The following is a 22,368-nucleotide window of genomic DNA, read 5'->3' as shown; positions in this document are numbered from 1 at the left end:
CACAAGAAATAATCACATCATCTAAACTTACTTTAGATAAAAACTAATATTATGAGCTACGAAAACATAACATCCGAATTTTCAAACGGAATTACAACAATTACAATTAACAGACCCAAAAAACTCAATGCCTTAAACAAGGCGACTATTCAAGAACTGCATGACGCTTTTGATGAAGCTAATAACGATGCTGACACAAAAGTTATAATCGTTACAGGAAGTGGTGAAAAAGCCTTTGTAGCAGGTGCAGACATTAGTGAATTTGCCGATTTCAATGTAGAGGAGGGTGGAAATCTTGCCGCAAAAGGACAAGCTTTATTATTTGATTTTGTTGAGCATTTAAGTACGCCAGTTATAGCTGCTGTAAACGGATTTGCTTTAGGAGGCGGTTTAGAATTGGCTATGGCTTGTCATTTTAGAGTAGCGAGTACAAATGCAAGAATGGGATTACCAGAGACTTCTCTAGGTGTCATACCTGGTTATGGTGGTACACAACGTTTACCACAACTGGTAGGAAAAGGTAGAGCTATGGAAATGGTAATGACAGCAGGTATGATTGATGCTAACCAAGCTTTGCACTATGGATTGGTAAACCATGTGGTAGAGCAAGAAGAACTAATAGAGTTTTGTGAGAAAATAGCAAGTAAAATTATGCGTAATTCATCTGTAGCCATTGCAGAAGCTATTAGAGCTATTAACGCAAACTATGAAGATGGTGTCAATGGCTTTAACGTAGAAATTAAAGCTTTCGGTAATTGTTTTGGAACCGAAGATTTCAAAGAAGGAACCACGGCATTTTTAGAAAAACGTAAAGCGGATTTTCCTGGGGGATAAGACTTTTTATAATCTACCTGAAGCTAGTAAAAAACTAAAACACCTTTCGATTTGGCAATAAATAGGTCAAATTGAAAGGTGTTTTCTTTTTACGAAAGATAAAATTAACATAATGTACGGTTTTACCGTAAAATCTACTTTAGATACCACATTAGTTTTACAAAACATTAAAAACTTAAATAATGAGACTAATAGTATTTATCCCTCTATTATTGTTAGGAGCAATATTGCAGGCACAAGAAGTAATAGAAATTGAAACCAATACAGACTATAAAGATAGACAATGCAGACATCCTGGTGGTAATACGTGTGAGATTATCATTGAGAATGGTGGTAATACTAATATAAGCTTATCAGGAAAAACACTCACGTTTAAGGTATATAGAGATAGAATAACAGAAGAGATAGATGCGGCTATATTGGGAAAAACTCTAAAGGTTGATGGCAATGACATTTATATAATGGATAATCCATTTGTTTTAAGTAAAGACTTAAGAGACGCTTTGGAACTAGTGGAAGAAACAATTATACCTTCTGGTGAATACCCAGTTATTATAACAAGTGAAATAGTAGAAATAAAATTTCTAATTGAAGAGATGAAGTAATTTAGGGATGTATTAATGGCAATATCATCCTTGTCAATATTTTAAGATGATGAAGATACATGTGTTAAATAAGTTGTTTTTAGTAGTATGCCTTTCTTGGTGTTTCTATGGTTATAGTAATAATAATCCCAATGAAGCTATTGATAAGATTTTAACTGAATTAGTTTCTGAAATAAAAGAAGTAAAATCTAGTTATGAAAAAACGAATACAATTTTATTAAAAAAACTACAAGACAATAAAAATAAATTGGAGTTATCAAATGATAATGCCGAGCAATTAGCATTATTGATAGATATAAACCAATTAAACTCTCAGCTAAATTATAATTTAAAAGTAGAAGCTGCGGATCTTAGTAAAATACGCTATATTAAAGGCTTACAGATTATTAAGATTTTATACGAAAAGACGCTGTCTTTAGATCATCATTTTTCATCTGTTGCTACATTTAATGAGATAAATAATCTAAGCAACCCTAATCATTACCCAGAGTTTTTAGAGCTTAAAGGCAGTATAAGCAGCAAACAAGATAAAAAATCTGGCTTTGATTTAACTTCCATGTTAGGTGAAAATATATACACCTCGGTTATTCACTCTTTTGTCTCTCTATTTTCAAATGATAATACAAGTAAATCTGAAAAGGAAGCGGATTTAAAGGATGTTGAATGTATTTTGGATTTTACTTTAAGAATGCATAACGATTTAAGCACCATTTATTTTGAAACTGCATTTCTACAGAAAAGTAATGCTAATGTCCTCCATGAGCTAGAGCAATTATTTGTAGACTTTACTAAACCTATCAATTATTATATTCCTTTAGCCGAATGTAGAAATAATGATGATTGGGATGTTGTAAAGGAAAATTTAAACAGCTTTATAGATGAGCTCACACGTTTTTCAAAAGATGAGGCTTTACAGTATAAAGCGCATAAAATGCGAATTAACCTTGAATTTTCAATAGATAGATTATTAAACTTTATTACAGTTTATAATGCTCATATAGACCAAGGATCTAAGTTTTATGAAAAATTCGGGATCATGTTAGATAGTTATGAAAACGAACAACAATGTGCTACAGAAATACCTTTAGAATATATAAAACTTAAAGAAAATATAGCTATAACCATAGAAAAATTTAATACTGCATATAGACCTGTAGAAATAAATGGAAGCAAAATGAAAGAGATTTTGTATGGTATTAATGAGTATGAATAACTAGTGATTTAATCGTAATTGATAAACTATTGAATAACAATTTTTTAATATGAAAAATAAAAATATTATTTTTTCAATAATTATATTTTTTATTGGATTATCGGTTTTTTCTATTGTATTGTCCTACAAAGTAATCATGAATTTTAGAAGCCATTATACTTATAATATACTAATATTTAAAGAAGATGTAGAACTGAGTTTAATTGTTATGATAGCAAATATTATTGGTGATATAGGGTTATTTACTTATCTAAATAAAAGTGAGCTTATTAATAAGATGTTCAATATTGAAAAGTAAGCAAGAGTTTTAGCAACAAATTAACATTAACAATTATATTTAGTTTAGTAAAGAAAACAAGTAACAGTTTTAAACACTTACTAATCTAAAGTTTAGAGATTTCGTATTAAAACCATTTGTTTATAACTTAAACAAATGGTTTTTTTATTTATAAAAACTGACTTTCAAATTAAAATTAACAAATTATACGGAAAACCCATAAAACCAATACGTCTTTGAAGGTTACTTTTATTAAAGAATTTGAATGCATTCGGATTTTAAGAAAATAAAATATTTAATTAAAAATCCACAAACAAAATGAAGACTAAACTAACTTTGGGAGTCGTATTAATTGCTATATTGATTTCCGCATGTACCGTTGAAGAATTACCAAATGAAGACTTTAAACTATCTGTAGAAGATCTTGAAACTATAGAATACAACACTATGTCTATGGATTCTATTGGCCAAGGTTCTGAAGGTAGTGATATTGATCCTGGAACTGGAGGAGAAGACGATCCAGATGGTGATTAATTATTGAAGTAAACTCCTTTTTTCTATTTTTAGGAAATGAAAAAAACGACTTTTTTATTTATAACCATAACAGCATGTGTTTTAATTTCTTGTAAAGAACAGAAATATAAAAGCAAAGAACCACCTATACCTTCTAGGGTGGAATCTTTGTTTAATGTAGCACATGATAATTCTATACCTACAGTAGAAAGGAAAAAGGCCATTAATAATATCGAAGACTATCTTAATCAAAGAAAAAATGATTCCACTAAAAGAAGAAATTTTTTAAAAGTTGCAAATAGGTATTATAGTATAAATGATATTGATGGTTATTTTGAAAGTGCTAAAACCGCTCATAATTTAGCGTTAAAGGCTAGAGATACATTTATAATTGCGAGAAGTAATATGTATTTCGGAAAATATTTCCTAAATCTTAAAGAAATAGATAGTGCATTTTATTACAGTTACAAGGCTACAACATTTTTCCCATCCACCAAAGATAATAATACACAGCGTAGTGCTCTTTCAAGTTTGTCACTTATCTTAAAATCTGTAAAAGACTACCCTAAGAGTGAAAAGTATGCGGTTGAGGCATTAAAAGTAGTAGAAAATGACAGTGGTTTTTTGGCTAAATATGGTGCATACAATACGTTAGGGAGATTGTTTATGGAAACAGGTAAGTATAATTTAGCTTATGATTATCATAAAAAAGCTTTAAATATCACTGATAATTTCACTAGAAAAGAAAGAACATATCAATTAAGATTGAAATCACAATCGTTATTAAACATCGGTGTTTTAAGAATGGAGCAAGGCCTATATAAGGAAGCAGAATCTTACTTTAATCAAGCTAATGATTTAGGGATTCTGTCTGTTCAGAATCCTTTGAATTACGCTTATCTTCTAGAAAATTGGGCGTATACTAACCATAATTTAGATAAGAATAATATCATGCCACTTTTTAAGAAAGCTTTAAAAATACATGATAGTTTAGATTCACCATCTCGTAGTTCTGCAGAATTATTGTTAGCAAAATATTATAAAGAAATTGACAAAGCAGACTCATCATTTTATTTTGCACAAAATGCTTATGCATCTTCTAAGAAGAATGATCAGCTGGGTGATGAATTAAAAGCTTTACATCTTATGGCGCAGACTGATAAGATAGAAAATAAAGCAAAATGGTATGAAACGTATTTGTTTTTACAAGACAGTATAACTAAAAACGAACGTCAACAACAAGAAAAATTTGCATTAATAGAATATAATACAGAGAATATAAAAAGAGAAAAACAATTTGCAGAATCTCAAAGAGACGAAGCTAACACAAGATTTTGGATTGCTTTACTCTTAAGTATACTTATAATATTCTTGGCCATAGTAATTTATGTAAATCGTGCCAGAAAATTAAAAAATAAAGAATTGCTTATTGCTCAAAAAGAGTTAGAGGCTAACGAGCATATATATAATCTTATGTTAGAAGAGCAGTTTAAAATTGAGCAAGGCAAACATTTAGAAAAAAAGCGTATTTCTCAAGAATTGCATGATGGTATCTTAGGAAGGTTATCAGGTATTAGATTAAACCTTTTTGTATTAAATAAAAGAAAAGATGAGCAAACTATTGAAAAATGTCTGCCATATATTAAAAGTTTACAAGAAGTAGAGAAAGAGATTAGAGCCATATCTCATAATCTTAGTGAAGATCTATTTTCGGATCAGATAAATTTCACTAAAATGGTTTCAGGTCTATTTGATAACATTAAAGGGCATTCTAATTTAAAGCTTAATTTATATTTCGACGAACTTATAGATTGGAAAACTATTTCTACAACAACAAAAATAGAGGTTTATCGTATTCTCCAAGAAGGGTTTCATAATATTCAAAAGCATGCTAAGGCTAGTAATGTTGTTGTGCGTATGATTCAAAACGAAACTAATATTATTATAGAGCTCATAGATGATGGAATTGGTATTTCTAAATCAGACTCATCTTCTGGCATTGGTCTTAAGAATATAAGGGAAAGGGCTGAAAAAATACATGCCGAATTAAAAATAGATTCACAACCTAATAAAGGAACAATACTTTCAATTTCTATCCCTAAAAAAAACTAGGAAAAATCTTATACTTACATTAAGTAAAGGTTAACTATCAGATATATAAAAAAAAATTCTATATTTGATTTATACCTATCTATTCTTAGACTAAGTTACTTTATGGAAGTATTGATTATCGATGACCACCCTACACAAATTGATGGCTATAAAAGTATATTATCTTTTAGTGAAATTAACGAAACTCTAGAATTTACAACCTGTAATAATTGTAGAGAAGCTCACAATCTCGTAACCGCACATCAAAATAAACATCGCTTTCATATAGCAATAATAGATTACAGTATTCCACCATTTGAAGAACAAAATCTTTTTAATGGTGAAGATGTAGCTCGATTAGTACAAACTCATTCTCCAGAAACAAAAATAGCTATTATAACTTCTCATACAGAAGCTATTGTATTGTACAATGTACTTAAGAAAGTAAATCCTCAAGGGCTCTTAGTTAAAAGTGATATCGATGGAGAAGAACTACTCGAAGCTTTTTCAGCACTCATAAAAGGAAATATGTACTATTCTGAAAGTGTTAAAAAGGCAAAAAAGACATTAATTTCTAAAGAAGAACTTTTAGATACAACTAACAGAAAAATCATTGAGTTATTGGCACAGGGTATAAAAACCAAAAACCTGCCAACACACTTAGCATTATCTCAAAGTGCTATAGAAAAGCGTAAATCTAGTATCAAAGATGTTTTGGGAATTACCAAAGGAAATGATGAGGACATATTAAGAGAAGTCCGTAAACTGGGTCTAATATAGCTACAAACTTACCCTTATTTTAAATTTTAACATATAGTACGGTTTTACCGTACCACTAACTCCTACTCTCATTTTAATTTTACAGTATCAATACGTTGCAACAGAATAAGTATTGTATTTATTGTTTAATATTTAAAATTTAATAAGATGAAAATAAATTTCAATGAAAACCAAAAACAGGTATCAAGTATCCGAAGTCAGATTAAAGACGCTAGTGATTTAAAAAAATTCGATGATTTCTTAGCAGAACATGATTCATTTGATTTTAATGATGCAAATGATGTTGCGGCAGCGAAAGGATGTTGTGGAGGTGATAAGTGTTGTACAATTACTATTGGTTTTGAATCACCAATAAAAATGGGTTGATCAGATTGTTTTTTAAAAAAAAAAGAATTTGATAAAAAAAATTTAGAAAGGGTGTAGGCCGAAAAACCTTTAAAGAGTAGGCGTAAAAATATTTAAATTATGAAAATTCAATTAGACAAGAATCAGAGTTCAATATCAAGTATTAGAAGTCAAATAACTAAATCAGACGATTTAAAAAAGTTTGATGAGTTTCTAGCAAAAAATGATTCATTCGATTTCAATGATGAAAGTGCTGTAAGTGCTGCTAGAGCATGTTGTGGTGGGGATGAATGCTGCCATATAGTTATCAATGTACCTACTTTAGATTTTAAGTAATAACTAAAACATCCAAATTATAATGTTTAAGACTTACTGTGTCCTAATTAAATACATTCAAAGATGCAGTAAGTTTTTTTTAACTAATTAAAATTTTATCCTATGAGCCTAAATATTGATCAAAAACAAGTTTACAATGAGAATGTAAATAAAATTAGAGATGATGTTTATAAAACAAAATTTGATGAAATAGAAAGTATGGGTTTATTAGGTACTTACTTAATGGTTTCAGCTAATCTCTCAACATTCATATCAGATGTTAAGAGCGACAATCATTACAAAGTAATTCAAGATATTCAATTCCATCGTTCACTATCTTCATTAGATCAGTATTATTTTCATCTTTTAGATGATCTAGAGACAAAAGACGAATTTAATACACTAGAAAAATGCCATGATGAGGGACATATTTTTGTTACATATCACACCGGCTCATACAGATTATTTATTCAAAAATTAAATAAGGAGAATATCCCTTTTTGCCTAGTTACCGAAGGTGATTATATAAAAGATCAAGGAGATGTTACTCAAACATTATTTAAAAAATTGAATAATAACAAAAGAGACTTGGAGATTCTACCAGCAGAAAACCCAAGATTAATTTTTGAGCTAATCAAAAGATTAAAACAAGGTATATCTGTTGTTTTTTATATAGATGGAAATAAAGGAGCCTCTAATAAGAGTTTAGAAGAAAATAAGAATTTATTAAAAATAAATTTTTTAAATAATCACATATATGCCAGGCAAGGTATAGCTTTTTTGTCGTACTTATCTAAAGCTCCTCTTGTTACTGCACTTACTAAAAGAGATAAAGACTTAAATAATTCTATATGTTTAAAGCCTGTTGACACATTAAAATTGATTAATGACAACGACAGAAATGGCTTTATAAATATAATTACAAAAAAATTATACGGTGAATTAGAAAGTTTTCTAAAAGAATCACCTGAACAGTGGGAAGGTTGGTTCTATATAGATAAGTTTTTTCAATATGAAGATTCTCAAAATGAAAAGCTTAAAACAAAAGTCAATTTTACTTCCGATCAAAAAATAACACTGAAAATTAATCAGTTTGTTCATCTTATAAAGCATAGTGACGAAAATATGTTTTTAGTAAGTAAGAAAGATTATAAAATCATGAAAATAACGGATTTTTTATATGAAACTTTATCATATTTCAAAACACCAAGAGTTGTTTCTTTGAACAAGATTTTGAGCATTAGGGATACGAGTATAAATTGGAGTATGCTTGAAGAATTGATAGAAATGAAATTTTTAAAATCAGTATAAATGAAAGTTTATTTGAGTCTATTATTTATGTTATATATAACTTATTCTCTTGCACAAAAGGATAATGTTATTTGGAAAAGTGAGTTGGATTTTGGAGAAGGTGTTGTATTTACTACATTTTTAAATATCGAAAAGAATGAAAACAAATATGTTATAACATCTCCTAAAAACGCCGATATTAGAATGGTTGGTGGGCTTAAGGCGAGATTAGGTCGAGCACTTGGAAAAATACCAAATCAAGGGGTTTTATTAAAAATTGAAAGTGAGCAAAATGCAGATAGTATACACGGTACAACTAAATTACCAATTTTTGGTGACTTAAAATTTAAAGGAATTCTAACTTCCCAAAATTTTAGCGGCGAATTCATAAAAGGTGATTCAATAGTAATAGGAACACTAGAGGGTGAAAAATCAAAAGACAACCATTTAGATTACTCAGACCTATACTCTAAAATTTTAAAAATTACTGAAGAGAGAATTTTTTCTAAAAATACCTTAGATAATAAAGAATGGCGTAAGTTCAAAAGCAAGTTAAAGAAGCTCTGTAATAAGTCTAAAGATGATATAGAATTTTTCATAGGATTTAATATGATAAACTCTAAGCTTCCATTTTCCCATTACAATATTTTCATTTCAGAAGAAAATCAGGTAGATAATTCAAATGAAGTTTCACCAGTAGAGCCAACTGTAATTTTTGAAGAAAAGAACCCCAAAACAGCATATATAAAGATTAAAAACTTTAGTACCACCAAACAAGAATTAAAGGAAATACTTCCAAAAATCTCAAAAAATAAAAATTATAAAAATCTTATAGTTGATTTAAGGGATAATGGAGGTGGAGGAATAGGTGCGGCATTTGAACTTGCAAAGCATATTGCATCTAAGGATATAGAGGTTGGTTATTTCGTTACCAATAAGTTGGAATATTCAGGCTTCAAACAAGAATTATTTGAAACTTTACCTAAACTTCAGCCTGAATCTACTGAGGAATTTAGTAATGACCTAATGACAGGGAGAGGAGCACATCTTATTTTTGAAAGGTCTGACTCGGAAATTTTTTCAGGCAAAATATTTGTATTGACAAATAAAAATACAGGAAGCACTTGTGAACCAATAGTGTACGCATTGAAGAATAATTTTGACGCTACTGTCATTGGTGAAAAAACAGCAGGAGCAATGTTAGCTGCTAAATGGTTTGACGTAAATGAAAAATATGTTTTAATGCTGCCAATTGCCGATTTTTATACAACCGACGGTGTTAGGTTAGATCAAAGAGGGGTATTTCCTAATATTGATGTTGAGTCAGAAAAAGCATTAGAAAAAGCATTGGAGATAATAAATACTAACACTAATAACAATAATTAATATGGATTTATTAAAAGGAGGTGCCATATTAGGTGTAATAGTAGGTTTTTGGGATAAGATAAAGACATTTTTATGGATGATTTTATCATCCTTTATACAAAAGTCTGAAATTAAGACTGAAGATGTCCATAATGAGGTTATAGGTCATTTAATAAAGAATTATAAATACCTTAAAAGCTATGACAAAGTATTTGCTTCTCAGTACGAATCCTTCAGAACTGGTAAATATGGTTTAGTTGCATATGAAAAGTTTGGAGACAAAATGATAATCTTTTTATCAGAAAAAAAATATTTCTTTAAGTTGTTCAGAGTGCCTTTCATTTTTACTAAAAATAGTATGCCGGTAGGAGGGTCAGAATCTAAAGACGGCTCAGAAGGTAATAAAAGTTGTTCTCATATTATTTCTTTAAGAGGGAGTGTAGATGTTTCTAAAATAATACAAAAATCAACAATACAGAGAAATGAGTTAAGCTGGAATATTGAAGAAGAACATGAAAGGGCTAATAGGTTTAACATTTATTATTTTCCTGAAAGGAAGGGTATTCAAGAAAATAACAAAAAACAATATGGATACGGTTACTCTTGGTTTAGACAAAATCACTATAAAATACTGACGACTAATCAAGAGGATTTAGGTAGAGAAATAAAAAATCAGAGGAGTGCTTTAGATAATTTATTTTTTCCAGATAATGTAAAACACCTAATTAATTTAATCAATGTATGGGTAAGAAGTAAAGAATGGTATAAGGAAAAACACATTCCCTGGAAGAGAGGTTGGCTTCTTTATGGAGTACCTGGTACAGGAAAAACTGCTTTGGCTAGAGCATTTGCAGAAGACTTAGACTTGCCAATTTATTTTTTCTCATTAGCCCAAATGTCAAATGAGGAACTAATTGAGTCTTGGCAGAGCATGCAATTAAATGTCCCTTGTATAGCACTTATCGAAGATATTGACAATGTTTTTGATAAACGCAAAAATATTGCCCAGTCACCTTTGTTAATGCAGGGACATATGCTTGGTCAAGGAAACAACTTAAATGGAGGGAAAGGTGAAGGGAATAATTTGAGAACACCACTAACTTTTGATACACTTTTAAATTGTATCGATGGAGTGGACAAAACAGATGGCGTTTTTACTATAATAACGACTAATGATATATCAAAAATTGATGACGCTATTGGTCAACCAAATATACTTGAAGATGGTACTCAATCATTTGTATCAAGTAGACCAGGGCGAATAGACAGAGCCATACATTTAACTTATATGACAAGTGAAAATAAAATCAAGATGGCAGAAAATATTCTTTTTGAGTTTCCAGATATGTTAAATAAAGTCTATAGTCATATTAAAAAGAACGAAAGAGAAACACCTGCTCAATTTCAAGAATATTGTACTCAGATTGCATTAGAAGAATATTGGAACATTGAAAATGATAAACAAAGAAAAGTTCTAAAGAAAATCTCATAAAATTTGTATGAGAGTAATAGATTAATCTTTTATCAAACAATATTATTTCTAAGAGGTTAATAGATATAATATAAAATGAAAAAATATATTCCCATTTTGCTCTTGTCATTGCTCACGACTTTAATAGTGTTTTTAATATTTTGGTTAATAATGGGAGAATTTAATCTAATGTTTTCTGTGTTTTCAGGTTTAACCGTTTACGTATTCTCAATAAGAGTGACAAATGATCAGTAGAATGAATAGGTAAAGCTTATAGAAATTCTTCTAAAAAGTTTATGAGAATATCCATTAGTAAGAACCAAATAGATTTAATCCTAAGCTTTATGGAATAAAATCTATATATGTTAAAAAGTTGGTGTTTTGCAACAGATTGTACATAATCGTTTTTTGAGCTGTCTAGTTAATTCGGGAAGACCTTTTAGAATATTACTAAAAGAAAGAGAAAGCAACAAGATCATTTTTCAAAGAGTAATATTAGGATGTTTTCCATAATATACAAGATATCATGCTAAAAATAAATACTTTAAAATTCTTATTGCTGATACTAATTTGTTTAACAGTGAATTCTTGTGGCACAATAGTATTAAGCCTAATAGGTGCTAATGCAAAAGAGGTAAAACCGATAACAATAAAAAATGGGGAGAAAAATGTAGTATTTATACCTATGCACCATGTAGGAAAAAAAGAATTTTACAATTCGGTTTATTTACTTACAGATTCACTCGGAAAAAAAGGATATAAAGCTTATTACGAGTTAATAAAACCTTTAGTCCCTAGTGACACGGTTTATAATAGATTTAACTATAAAAAACTGCGAAAATTAATGAGTAGACAACTTGCAAAGGGAGGACATATAGATACTGTAACATATAAATTGTCTGGAAGAATAAAAATCAGTAACAAGTACATCAATCAACCACAACCAAAAGCACTTATTTCTGATATATCAAATCCATTAAATATTGATGTGTCATTAGACGATCTAATAAAAAAGTATGAAACAGATTATGGCGAAATAAAGCTAGATTCTTGTGATATGAATACAGGAATTTATCAAGAGTATAAATGTCAAGGAATTAAGGTGTTAGTTTCTGATAAATATAAAATTTTTAAACAGGGTTTAATAAGAGATTTCAGAGATAAACATTTAGCTGAGTATGTTCATAATTCAGATGATAGCAAAATCATTGTAATTTATGGTAAAGCGCATTACAATGGATTTTTAAGGGAATTGCAAGCAATAGATCCCACTTGGAATCAAGAATAGATTATTCTAGTATATTCATAAATTTTTATAGACAAGAGGTATGATATTATAAACAGCCATAACTTTAACATATATTACGGTTTTACCGTACCAACACCTCTTTTTATCAAGCTACTTTTACCTTGTCGATGCATCTGAAGGCTAACCGAAATGTGTCCTATTAATATCTTAATTATATTAAAATAAAAGCCAAAAATTATGAAAACGAGATTGTTTATTATTTCATTTTTTCTATTTAATTCTGTGTTGTTTTCTCAATCTAAATTTGCATTAGGGTTTAATCTAAGTGAACAGTTTATGCAAAAGGATATGGGTGTAAATATTGAAGGTTTGTTAAGTTATAACATAAATTCTGATATAACACTTGTATTAAGTGCAGCAAATGCAACAATGGAGAACAAGGACTTAGATTTAAAGTATAAATTAGACAAGTATGCATTTCAAGTCAACTATGATTTTGGAAAATCAGAGACTTCTAAGTTTGAATCTATTTTTGGGTTCTCTTATGTTAATTTTGATAAGAAGCTAAACCTTGAAGATGATAACGGGTTAGGAATTGATTTAGGAGTCCAGGTTTTATTTGGTTTAAAAAATAAACTGCATTATGGAATTAGGGTTGTTTCAACTTACAGTAGTGTTGCGCCAGGCGGTATATTGAACGCAGGAGTGATTTTTAGTCATAGCTTATGAAATCTGTAGTCTTATTTGCTGTGATGTTAAGGTTAAATGCTTTTGGACAAGATTTTAGTAGGGAGTATAATAATCTATTTTTTAAAGAAAATTGAATAAAAGATATACATAGTTAATACTACAATCATTAGCAAGAACCAAATGGATTTCATTTTAATTTTATGGAATGAAATCCAAATCTATTATAAAAGGTCGTGGCGCACAGCAGAATGTGCATAATCGTTTTTTTGAGTTATCTCATGAAATTCGAGACGACTTTTTAGAGTACTGCCAAAAGGAAGGTGAGATAGCAGATAAAAATAAAACGCAATACCTTAATGTTTTCCCAAAGACCATAGTTAATAAAGTCACCAGTCCAGATGTTGGTATGGCTTATTCTATGAATATGTACCAAGGTTGTGAGCATGGTTGTATTTATTGTTACGCTCGTAATAGTCACGAATTTTGGGGTTATAGTGCAGGATTGGATTTTGAAAGACGGATTTTAGTAAAAAAAGATGCTCCAAAATTATTAGAATCTCATCTAAAAAAGAAAAGTTGGAAAGCCCATCCAATTGTTATGTCTGGCAATACCGATTGTTATCAACCAGCAGAGCAACAATTCAAGCTCACAAGGCAATGTTTAGAAGTCTTTCTAAAGTATAAACACCCAACAGCAATCATCACTAAAAATGCTTTAATTCTAAGAGATTTAGATCTTCTAAAAGAATTGGCTAAGGACAATTTGATTGGTGTAAATATTTCAATCACCTCACTTTCAGAAGACACCAGGCGAATTCTAGAACCCAGAACAGCAACAATCAAAAGAAGAATTCAAACTGTAAAAGAATTAAGTGATCATGGCATTCCGGTAAACGTTATGTTGGCACCAATAATTCCTTCAATTAACAGTCATGAAATTTTACCTATGGCAAAAGTAGTTTCCGAGGCTGGTGCTTTAAGTATAGCTCATACAGTAGTAAGACTCAATGGAGCCATTGGAGAAATTTTTACAGATTGGATAAAGAAAACACTGCCAGATAGAGCAGATAAAGTACTACATCAAATAGAAAATTGCCATGGAGGCACTTTAAACGAAAGTAGATTTGGCTTAAGAATGCGAGGTGAAGGGCAAATAGCAAAACAAATCAATGATCTTATAAAGCTAGCAAGATCAAAATACTTTAAGAACAAAGTTATGCCCAGACTTAATACGTCTTTGCATGAACAGTATAAAGACGGTCAAATGAAATTGTTTTAAAAATAAAAAAGTGGGCTAACTAAGCAACGCCCACTTTTTACTAAATAAAAACTAATATATAAACAACAATCTATATTCTGAAATTCTCAACAAACACTCTGTTGTCTGATTTTACAACAGCTGTGTAGTCGCCTTTTAATTTGCTATCCAGTTTGTAAACTCGGTTTAAGATAGCTTCTCCCTTTACTGTTTCAGAGTGAATTAACTCACTATTGTAGTAAAGCTCTACCTTCATTTCATTACTTTGGGTAGCTAATTTTGAAATTAAAACTTTGTCACTCTCAGCTCTTACAACTGGTTTGTGAATTTTCTTTTTAGTACCATCTAAGAAAGAAACTGTGTGGTTTTTTACTTCGATAGTATTGATTTCAATTTCAAAATCTTTATTTATTTCTACAACATACTTACCGTTTTTCAATTGGGTAAAATCGAACAACGTTGTTAGATTTCCGTTGTAGTTTATTTGTCCACTGTAAATAACTTCACCTTTTGTATCAGATACAGAAATGTGACTTCCTTTTGCAACATAGTTAAAAATTGATTTAACTTTTTCTCCGTCATTGGCGTAGCCTGTCAATGTTCCCAACATCACCGCTACTACTAAGATTCTCTTTAAATTTTTCATAGGTTTTTCATTTTTTGGTTAAACTAAAAGTTACTGTTTAATAGAACGTTGTTTTTTAGTTATCAGCTTCAAATGATTAACACTACAAATGTATAGCGCATCGTAAGTTTAAAAAACAACGATTTTGGCTTATTTGTATTCAAAATTAACATCAATATTGTGTGTTATAAAATAATAGGTTAATTTTGCATATATTGAAGGTAATTATATATATAATTCCATTTTCTATTAAAATTATCTTTGCATATATATTTATTATGACAACTAGAAAACCCACATTAGAAAGAATAAGCCCAGAGTTTGGAAGTTCTCTCAAAATAAAGAAGAACGAGGCTTATGTTGGTGAAAATAAGCCGTTTTGGCATTTTCATCCAGAAATTGAATTGGTCTATGTTAATAAAGGTCAAGGGAAACGTCATATAGGTAACCATTTGTCCTATTTTAATAATAGTCAATTATTATTATTAGGGTCTAATTTGCCTCACAATGGTTTTACAGATCGTCTTACTATTAATGGTACGGAAACGATTGTACAATTTAAGCCAGAGTTTTTGGGAAATCATTTTTTTGACATTCCAGAAATGGAAACCATCAACAAGTTATTTGAACGTTCAAAAAAAGGTATTCTATTCGGAGTTAAAACAAAGCAGAAGCTTGGTAAGAAAATTGAAAAGTTAGCTGAAAAGGAAGGATTCAAAAAAATATTGATTCTTCTTGAAGTTTTACACGGTTTAGCAAAGGCAGATGATTATACCATATTAAATGCAGATGGTTTTGCTTTTGAAACCGAGCCACAAGATAGTGCAAAGATTGATGTGATCTTTAAACACGTTAACCAGAATTTTAAAGAGCATATTAGTTTAGATGAAATAGCAGATAAAGTGAGTATGACCGTTCCTGCGTTTTGTCGCTACTTTAAAAAAGTTACAGGAAAGACGTTTACCAAATTGGTAAATGAATATAGAGTAGTACATGCTACAAAGTTATTATCCGAAAGCCAAATGAGTATTACAGATGTGTGTTACGAATGTGGTTTTAACAACTTTTCGCATTTCAATAAATTATTTAAAGAGTTTACCGGAAAAAGTGCTTCTAAATATAGAGGAGAACTTAAGATGATGGTGCAGTAAATTTACTTAGGATACCATTTTACAAAACGAGTTATATTTCTTAAGTAAAAGATTTTGAACTTTGTTTTTTGGTTTTAAAATTTATATTTGTGGTTCTATAAAACAAATAATCAATTTATTATGAACAACAAATTTTTGCCCTTACTATCTTTCTTATTACTTATTGTCTTATCAAGCTGTAGCGATTCATCTTCAGACGAGTTTGATGATGCAAATCCAGATGCTGTAGCTAGATATATTGAAACTATTGCTATTGTATCAGCTCAAGATTCAGAAGAAGACATTAACATAACGGTTAATTATGATGCTAATGATAGAGTTTCTAGTATTACTGACGGAACTGACACTAGTCTTTTTGTTTATAATAATGGAGATTTAAGCAATGTATCAGGAGGTGGAGACAACCTTAGTATTGAGGAACTTTACCAATCACCTTACGATGCTTTTGAAACAGGTGTTGTAAATCAGTACGATAACAACGGTAACCCAGTGAATATCACTTTCTACGAAATGGAATATGATTTTAATACTGATGACTATATCCAAGTAGAATATACTGCTGAGGTTAGTTATGATTCTGAACCAAACCCTTATTTCTATACATTAGAGGCTGCTGGTATTATTGATGTTTTAGATCAAGTAGATCTTAATGTTACAGTTAATACTTCTAGTCCTGAAATTATACAAGCTAGAGCATTATTTCCTTTAAACAATATCAGTTCTATTACTTATAGAGATGATGAAGGTGTCTTACTATATGAAATTAATGCTGATTATGTATATAACGATGTAGATTACCCAACATCAGGTACCGTTACAGCTACGGCTTACGAAGACGATTTTAATGGTGGTGTGAATACTTACACAAGTATTTATTCGGCAACTTATACTTATAGAGATTAACTAGTTTTTTAAAAATATTTTGAAAGGTGATTTTATACTTAAAATCACCTTTTTTTATTTATTTCCTTCCCACTCAGCATAAAATTGTTTTAGAAAGCCTTCCATATAACGATGTCTTTCTAAAGCAATTTTTTTTGCAGTTTTAGTGTTCATCTGATCTTTCAATGACAGAAGCTTCTCATAAAAATGATTGATTGTTGGCGCTTCAGAGTTTTTATATTCTGATTTACTCATTTTTAAATTTGGAGGAATCTCAGGATTGTATAATGGTCTATTTTTAAAACCACCATAATTAAAACAACGCGCAATACCAATAGCTCCAATAGCATCCAAACGATCTGCGTCTTGAACCACTTCCATTTCTTTTGAAGTAAAGGAGGTGCCTAAATCAAATGAGTTTTTAAAAGACATGTGCTCAATGATTAGTGTCACATGTTCTATAATTTCACTATCAACATTTTGTTTTAGAAGAAATTCGCTGGCAACTCTAGGGCCAAGAGTTTCATCACCATTGTTGAATTTAGAATCTGCAATATCATGTAATAAGGCAGCTAAAGCTACTACTGTAATATCAACAGGCTCATTTTTGGCAATTAGTAGTACATTTTTATAAACACGTTCTACATGAAACCAATCATGTCCACCTTCTGCATTAGAGAGTTTGTCTTTTACAAAACTTATAGTTGAAGCAATAAGATCGTTAGTCTTCATTCTGAATATTGCTTTTTACAAGTTTCTCAGTAATTTCAACTAAGTCTGTCAAATATTCGTAATCTTTTGGGTTAATAGGTTGATGAACTCTGAATTTTATGTGAGCACCAATTCCCATAGGAAATTTACCATAGCGAAGTGTTTTCCAAGAATTATTTATAGTTACAGGAACAACTAAAGCATTTGGCATATTTTTTAGCATGGTGAGGAGTCCTTTGGTTTTAAAAGGCTTAGGCTTACCATCTCTACTACGCGTTCCTTCAGGAAATATAACAGCAGCCCATTTATTTTGGTCTATACGTTGGGCAAAACTTTCTATAGCTTTAATAGAACCTAGAGCATCTTTTCTATCAATTAAAACTGAACCTCCATGTCTTAAATTATATGAAACACTGGGAATGCCTTTACCAAGCTCTTTTTTACTGATGAATTTTACATGATGTTTTCGCATATACCAAATTAGAGGTGGTATATCGTACATGCTTTGATGGTTGGCAACAATAATTAATGGGACACCTTCTTCAATGGCGTAAGGATTTATAAACGTAAAGCGCGTACCCAATACGTTGAGACTTCGCATTATAAAAAATTGAAGCCAATCTACACTGATTTTATGGGCTTTGTAACCAAAAACATTAAAGCAAAACCACTGTATAGGATGAAATATCACTAAGGTTAATCCAAAGCAGATAAAATAGAGAATTGTTAATGGGTATGCGAGTAACTTTTGCATAATACAAATTTAAATCAATGACTTGTATGCACAAAAAAACCACGAACTAATTCGTGGTTTTATAATTTATAATAACTAAATACTTCTTAACAATGCTCATTATAAGCATCCATAAGGTTTTCTGCAATTAATTCTGCAGGACGACCTTCAATGTGGTGACGCTCTAACATATGCACTAATTCTCCATCTTTAAATAAAGCCATACTTGGCGAACTTGGAGGAAAGGGAATCATATATTCTCTAGCTTTAGTTGTTGCATCTTTATCAACACCTGCAAATACAGTTACTAAGTTATCAGGTTTTTTAGCATTCTGTAAACTCATTCTTGCTCCTGGTCTTGCATTGGCTGCTGCACAACCACACACAGAGTTTACAACAACTAAAGTTGTACCTTCTTTTGCTATGGCGTTATCTACAGCTTCTACAGTATGTAATTCTTCAAAACCAACGTTGGTTAAATCCTCACGCATCGGTTTTACTAATTCTGCTGGATACATATTTTTTAAATTTTAATTTATCTAAATTTTGAACTGCAAAGATACAGAAAATTAGTTGCTAGCATGAGGTATTCAGTAATCAGTTATAATGACGTCATTTCTATTTTCTATCGTAACAAAACCAAAAAAATATCTACAAACAAATAGTATATTTGAAAATCACATTAAAAAACAGTTTATGAGTTTTGCAAAATGGATTGGTGGAGCAATAGGATGGTCGTTTGGCGGACCAATAGGAGCTATTATAGGATTAGCTATTGGTAGTTTTGTTGATAATTTATCTGAGAACGGAACACCACTTATAGGAGATAGACAAACAGGAAAAAAGGAGCACGATCCTTACAGAAAAATGCCTAAATATGACACGCAGAAGGAAAAGCCTAAAACGAAATCGGGCGATTTTGAAGTAAGTTTACTCATTTTGGCTTCTATTGTGATTAAAGCCGATGGAAAGCAAGACCAGCGCGAACTCGATTTTGTACGTCAACAATTTAGAAACATGTATGGTGCCGAAAGAGCAAACCACGCTTTTGAACTATTTAAGCGTATTAGCAAACAAAATATATCCATGAGACAAGTTTGTTTACAAATTAAGCAAATGATGGATCATGCTTCACGCTTACAATTGCTCCATTTTTTATTCGGAATCGCCAAAGCCGATGGTTTTGTTACTGAAGATGAAGTTCGAAAAATTTATACAATTTCAGGTTATTTAGGCATTAGCAATAGAGATTACGATAGTATTAAAGCGATGTTTTATAACAGCACAAACAACGCATATAAAATATTGGAAATTGATAAGTCTGTATCGGATGATGAAGTTAAAGCGGCTTACAGAAAAATGGCCAAAAAATACCATCCAGATCGTGTAGGTCATTTAGGCAAGGAGCATCAAGAAGGAGCTGAAGAAAAGTTCAGACAGGTACAAGAAGCCTATGAGCATATTCAGAAAGAAAGAGGGTTTAAGTAGAATTTATTATGCTTTGGTTTATAGGTGGAATTGTATTCATATTTGTATTAGCTTTTGTGATTATAAAGCTAACCATTAATACAAAAGAAAATCCAGATTCTAATTTAGGAATATTAGAGCACCCGAGTACTTATAAAAAACCAGATATTGAGATGGTAGATAAAAGTTTAGAAGATTTAAATTTTCAGAAAAAGGATTAAATCACCCTCTAAATAAAAAGAAGTCATCTTTCATATCCTCAATCTGCGCATCTTCATTGGTGATAATATAATCTATCGCTTTGGAAGTAAATTTATCACCCTTATCGGTAAGGGAAACAATTTGATCTTCAATTAAAATCATATTGTTTTTTTGAGCTAAATCCAACACAGTTTTAGAGCGTACCTTTTGCCAGTTAATATGCTCGTTAAGGTGTTTTACATGGCGTTCAGAGATTTCATCATGGTTTTTTAAGTGCAACAAAAAGGTGAGTAAAGAAACCTCTGTACGTTGTTGTTTTTCTCGGTACATTACAGCAATGATTCCCTTAGCAGGAGCAAAGAGATAAACGAGTAAAAATAAAAGTCCCAATACTGTAGTTATAGATCCAGAAATTGAAGCGTCTAACCAGTGAGCAACCCAATATCCAGAAATAGCACTAAAAACACCAAAAGCTATTGCTAAGAGTAGCATCTTCTTTAAATCAGTTGTAATTAAATAAGCCGCAGCAGCAGGCGCAATCATTAAAGCCACAACCAATATGGCTCCAACAGCATCGAAAGCTCCAACCGTAGTAACGGAAGAGATAGACATTAAGCCATAGTGGATTATAACTGGTGAAAAGCCCAAGGAGGATGCTAAACCTTTATCGAATGTGCTTAATTTTAGTTCTTTAAAAAAAGTGAATAGTAATACAATTGTAATTAATAGTATGGTTCCAACTACCCAAAGTGATTTTGGCCCAAAATCTGTGTCACCTATCAATAGTCTATCAAAAGGAGAAAATGCAAGTTCTCCAAGTAAAACGGCATCAACATCTAAATGGACATCATTGGCGTTTTTAGCAATGAGAATGACACCAATACTGAATAGAACAGGAAACACTAAACCAATAGCGGTATCTTCTTTTACGAGTCCTGTTTTTTGAATATATTCAACCAATACAACAGTAATTATTCCGGTTAAAGCTGCCAAGAGGATAAGTAGAGGAGAGTTTAAATCTTGAGTGATAAAAAATCCGACAACAATGCCTGGCAGAATAGCGTGGCTTATAGCATCACTTATCATAGACATTTTTCTCAGTACCAAAAATGTCCCTGGAATAGCACAAGCAATAGCAACCAAACTTGCAATAATCTGTATTTCTAATTGTGCATTATTCATTTGTTGATTGTTGTGTGTATAGATTTGAAGCTGTATTAAAGCCATCTTCGGTAAGACTCCACATGTTTCCCTCAAGTTTTACATAGCCTTTATCTACAAGTTTATTGAGTGTACTTTTGGTATAACCTTGAAAATTATTCAATATTTTAATAGTGTGAGGATGCGAAATATTCTCATGAGTTTCGGCAATATGATACATAAATGCCAAGGTCTTATGAAGCTCTAAATCACGTCTATTTTTTATGAATCTAATTTGTTTAAACAATAATCCGCGACTCGGCGAAAAGATGAATGAAAACAAAACAAAAATTCCTGCAATAATAACAATAACAGGTCCTGTAGACAGGTTGTTTTGGCTAGCGCTTATTGCAGTTCCAAATACACCAGAAAAAGCACCAAATAGAGCAGCAAGGAAAACCATTACAGATAGACTGTTGGTCCATTGTCTTGCAGCAGCAGCAGGTGCTAAAAGCATAGCGCTCATTAAAACCACACCAACCGTTTGAAGCCCTAAAACAATAGCTAAGACAATAAAGCTGGTAATGAGAACATCAATAGTTTTGGTATTAAAGCCAAGTGTTTTGGTATAATCGGCATCAAATAGAAGTATTTTAAATTCTTTCCAAAAGGTAAGCATTACTAATAGACAGGTACTTGTGATTATGGTCATAAGCCATACGTCGCTTTCTACTAAAGTTGCTGCCTGACCAAAAAGGTATTTGTCTAATCCAGCTTGGTTAGCATTGGGTTGTTTTTGAATAAAAGTGAGTAATAACATTCCAAAACCAAAAAAGACAGAAAGAATAAGTCCTAATGCTGTGTCAGACTTCAAATGAGTTTTTGTTATGATGCCTCTTATCCAAAATGTTCCGATTAGTCCACTTACCAAAGCTCCAAGTAATAAGGTGTTACTGTCTTTAGCGCCAGTAATTAAGAATGCTATAGCAATACCAGGTAATGCAGCGTGAGAAATAGCATCTCCTAACAAACTTTGTTTTCTAAGTACAGCAAAACTTCCTAACATTCCTGTAACTGCTCCAAGAATTGCAGTACCAAGTGTTATAGTTCTTAAGGTGTAGTCTGAGAAGACGAGTTCTATGTATTCTTTAAGTTCTATAGT

Annotated in this window: 25 protein-coding genes; 19 read left to right on the top strand and 6 right to left on the bottom strand. The window is 30.9% G+C overall.

Annotation, left to right across the window (positions count from 1 at the left end; all coding sequences use genetic code 11):
- The first annotated feature begins 51 nt into the window (after positions 1 to 51).
- From QGM60_RS12690 to QGM60_RS12620, 15 genes are all read left to right on the top strand, one after another.
- A complete protein-coding gene (locus tag QGM60_RS12690) occupies positions 52 to 834 on the top strand; it encodes an enoyl-CoA hydratase-related protein (protein ID WP_281140628.1) in 783 nt (260 codons plus the stop codon).
- Between the two features lie 182 nt (positions 835 to 1,016).
- Positions 1,017 to 1,439: a hypothetical protein gene (locus QGM60_RS12685; RefSeq protein WP_281140627.1), complete on the top strand. Its 423-nt coding sequence runs from the start codon at positions 1,017 to 1,019 to the stop codon at positions 1,437 to 1,439.
- Positions 1,440 to 1,485: 46 nt separating this feature from the next.
- Positions 1,486 to 2,652, top strand: coding sequence for a hypothetical protein (locus QGM60_RS12680; protein WP_281140626.1), 1,167 nt, complete (start codon positions 1,486 to 1,488; stop codon positions 2,650 to 2,652).
- A gap of 136 nt (positions 2,653 to 2,788) precedes the next feature.
- On the top strand, positions 2,789 to 2,950 hold the full coding sequence (locus QGM60_RS12675; protein WP_281140625.1) for a hypothetical protein: 162 nt from the start codon (positions 2,789 to 2,791) through the stop codon (positions 2,948 to 2,950).
- Positions 2,951 to 3,247: 297 nt separating this feature from the next.
- Positions 3,248 to 3,463 carry a hypothetical protein gene (locus QGM60_RS12670; protein WP_281140624.1) on the top strand — a complete coding sequence of 72 codons (216 nt, stop codon included), beginning with the start codon at positions 3,248 to 3,250 and terminating at the stop codon, positions 3,461 to 3,463.
- 36 nt (positions 3,464 to 3,499) lie between these two features.
- Positions 3,500 to 5,554, top strand: a complete 2,055-nt coding sequence (locus QGM60_RS12665) for a tetratricopeptide repeat-containing sensor histidine kinase (RefSeq protein WP_281140623.1) — start codon at positions 3,500 to 3,502, stop codon at positions 5,552 to 5,554.
- A gap of 102 nt (positions 5,555 to 5,656) precedes the next feature.
- Positions 5,657 to 6,313 carry a response regulator gene (locus QGM60_RS12660; RefSeq protein ID WP_281140622.1) on the top strand — a complete coding sequence of 219 codons (657 nt, stop codon included), beginning with the start codon at positions 5,657 to 5,659 and terminating at the stop codon, positions 6,311 to 6,313.
- Between the two features lie 147 nt (positions 6,314 to 6,460).
- Entirely contained in the window at positions 6,461 to 6,679 is a 219-nt protein-coding gene (locus QGM60_RS12655) for a hypothetical protein (protein WP_281140621.1), read from the top strand.
- A 99-nt stretch (positions 6,680 to 6,778) separates the two neighbouring features.
- A complete protein-coding gene (locus tag QGM60_RS12650) occupies positions 6,779 to 6,994 on the top strand; it encodes a hypothetical protein (protein WP_281140620.1) in 216 nt (71 codons plus the stop codon).
- A gap of 102 nt (positions 6,995 to 7,096) precedes the next feature.
- Positions 7,097 to 8,284: a hypothetical protein gene (locus tag QGM60_RS12645; RefSeq protein ID WP_281140619.1), complete on the top strand. Its 1,188-nt coding sequence runs from the start codon at positions 7,097 to 7,099 to the stop codon at positions 8,282 to 8,284.
- Complete coding sequence (locus QGM60_RS12640) at positions 8,285 to 9,649, top strand: S41 family peptidase (protein ID WP_281140618.1); 1,365 nt, start codon at positions 8,285 to 8,287, stop codon at positions 9,647 to 9,649. It begins immediately after the preceding gene.
- 1 nt (position 9,650) lies between these two features.
- Entirely contained in the window at positions 9,651 to 11,120 is a 1,470-nt protein-coding gene (locus tag QGM60_RS12635; protein WP_281140617.1) for an AAA family ATPase, read from the top strand.
- A 535-nt stretch (positions 11,121 to 11,655) separates the two neighbouring features.
- Positions 11,656 to 12,387, top strand: coding sequence for a hypothetical protein (locus QGM60_RS12630; protein ID WP_281140616.1), 732 nt, complete (start codon positions 11,656 to 11,658; stop codon positions 12,385 to 12,387).
- A gap of 198 nt (positions 12,388 to 12,585) precedes the next feature.
- Complete coding sequence (locus QGM60_RS12625; RefSeq protein ID WP_281140615.1) at positions 12,586 to 13,077, top strand: hypothetical protein; 492 nt, start codon at positions 12,586 to 12,588, stop codon at positions 13,075 to 13,077.
- A 166-nt stretch (positions 13,078 to 13,243) separates the two neighbouring features.
- The gene (locus QGM60_RS12620) at positions 13,244 to 14,317 is read left to right on the top strand and encodes a PA0069 family radical SAM protein (RefSeq protein WP_281140614.1); all 1,074 of its coding nucleotides are present in this window, start codon (positions 13,244 to 13,246) and stop codon (positions 14,315 to 14,317) included.
- 70 nt (positions 14,318 to 14,387) lie between these two features.
- Here the strand turns inward: QGM60_RS12620 and QGM60_RS12615 are convergent, their stop codons facing one another.
- Positions 14,388 to 14,942 (bottom strand): hypothetical protein, encoded by a 555-nt coding sequence (locus QGM60_RS12615; RefSeq protein ID WP_281140613.1) that lies wholly within the window; start codon positions 14,940 to 14,942, stop codon positions 14,388 to 14,390.
- Between the two features lie 257 nt (positions 14,943 to 15,199).
- Here QGM60_RS12615 and QGM60_RS12610 point away from each other — a divergent pair, with 257 nt between their 5' ends.
- Entirely contained in the window at positions 15,200 to 16,072 is an 873-nt protein-coding gene (locus QGM60_RS12610; RefSeq protein WP_281140612.1) for an AraC family transcriptional regulator, read from the top strand.
- Positions 16,073 to 16,192: 120 nt separating this feature from the next.
- Positions 16,193 to 16,975: a hypothetical protein gene (locus tag QGM60_RS12605; RefSeq protein ID WP_281140611.1), complete on the top strand. Its 783-nt coding sequence runs from the start codon at positions 16,193 to 16,195 to the stop codon at positions 16,973 to 16,975.
- A gap of 54 nt (positions 16,976 to 17,029) precedes the next feature.
- On the opposite strand, the gene QGM60_RS12600 is transcribed toward QGM60_RS12605, so the two are convergent.
- From QGM60_RS12600 to QGM60_RS12590, 3 genes are all read right to left on the bottom strand, one after another.
- Positions 17,030 to 17,686, bottom strand: a complete 657-nt coding sequence (locus QGM60_RS12600) for an HD domain-containing protein (RefSeq protein ID WP_281140610.1) — start codon at positions 17,684 to 17,686, stop codon at positions 17,030 to 17,032.
- Positions 17,676 to 18,419 (bottom strand): lysophospholipid acyltransferase family protein, encoded by a 744-nt coding sequence (locus QGM60_RS12595; RefSeq protein WP_281140609.1) that lies wholly within the window; start codon positions 18,417 to 18,419, stop codon positions 17,676 to 17,678. Before QGM60_RS12595 ends, QGM60_RS12600 begins: the two co-directional genes overlap by 11 nt.
- Before the next feature lie 86 nt (positions 18,420 to 18,505).
- Positions 18,506 to 18,916 (bottom strand): BrxA/BrxB family bacilliredoxin, encoded by a 411-nt coding sequence (locus QGM60_RS12590; protein ID WP_281140608.1) that lies wholly within the window; start codon positions 18,914 to 18,916, stop codon positions 18,506 to 18,508.
- 178 nt (positions 18,917 to 19,094) lie between these two features.
- On the opposite strand from QGM60_RS12590, the gene QGM60_RS12585 reads away from it, so the two are divergent.
- Both QGM60_RS12585 and QGM60_RS12580 read left to right on the top strand, forming a co-directional pair.
- Complete coding sequence (locus QGM60_RS12585; RefSeq protein ID WP_281140607.1) at positions 19,095 to 19,886, top strand: TerB family tellurite resistance protein; 792 nt, start codon at positions 19,095 to 19,097, stop codon at positions 19,884 to 19,886.
- Positions 19,887 to 19,894: 8 nt separating this feature from the next.
- Positions 19,895 to 20,086: a hypothetical protein gene (locus QGM60_RS12580; protein ID WP_281140606.1), complete on the top strand. Its 192-nt coding sequence runs from the start codon at positions 19,895 to 19,897 to the stop codon at positions 20,084 to 20,086.
- A gap of 1 nt (position 20,087) precedes the next feature.
- On the opposite strand, the gene QGM60_RS12575 is transcribed toward QGM60_RS12580, so the two are convergent.
- Both QGM60_RS12575 and QGM60_RS12570 read right to left on the bottom strand, forming a co-directional pair.
- Positions 20,088 to 21,248 carry a metal ABC transporter permease gene (locus QGM60_RS12575; protein WP_281140605.1) on the bottom strand — a complete coding sequence of 387 codons (1,161 nt, stop codon included), beginning with the start codon at positions 21,246 to 21,248 and terminating at the stop codon, positions 20,088 to 20,090.
- Positions 21,241 to 22,365, bottom strand: coding sequence for a metal ABC transporter permease (locus tag QGM60_RS12570; RefSeq protein ID WP_281140867.1), 1,125 nt, complete (start codon positions 22,363 to 22,365; stop codon positions 21,241 to 21,243). Before QGM60_RS12570 ends, QGM60_RS12575 begins: the two co-directional genes overlap by 8 nt.
- Between the last annotated feature and the right edge of the window lie 3 nt (positions 22,366 to 22,368).

Source organism: Winogradskyella sp. SYSU M77433, from assembly GCF_029911945.1.
In the GTDB taxonomy this organism is placed as follows: Bacteria; Bacteroidota; Bacteroidia; order Flavobacteriales; family Flavobacteriaceae; genus Winogradskyella.
This window is presented reverse-complemented; position numbering and strand designations above follow the sequence as displayed.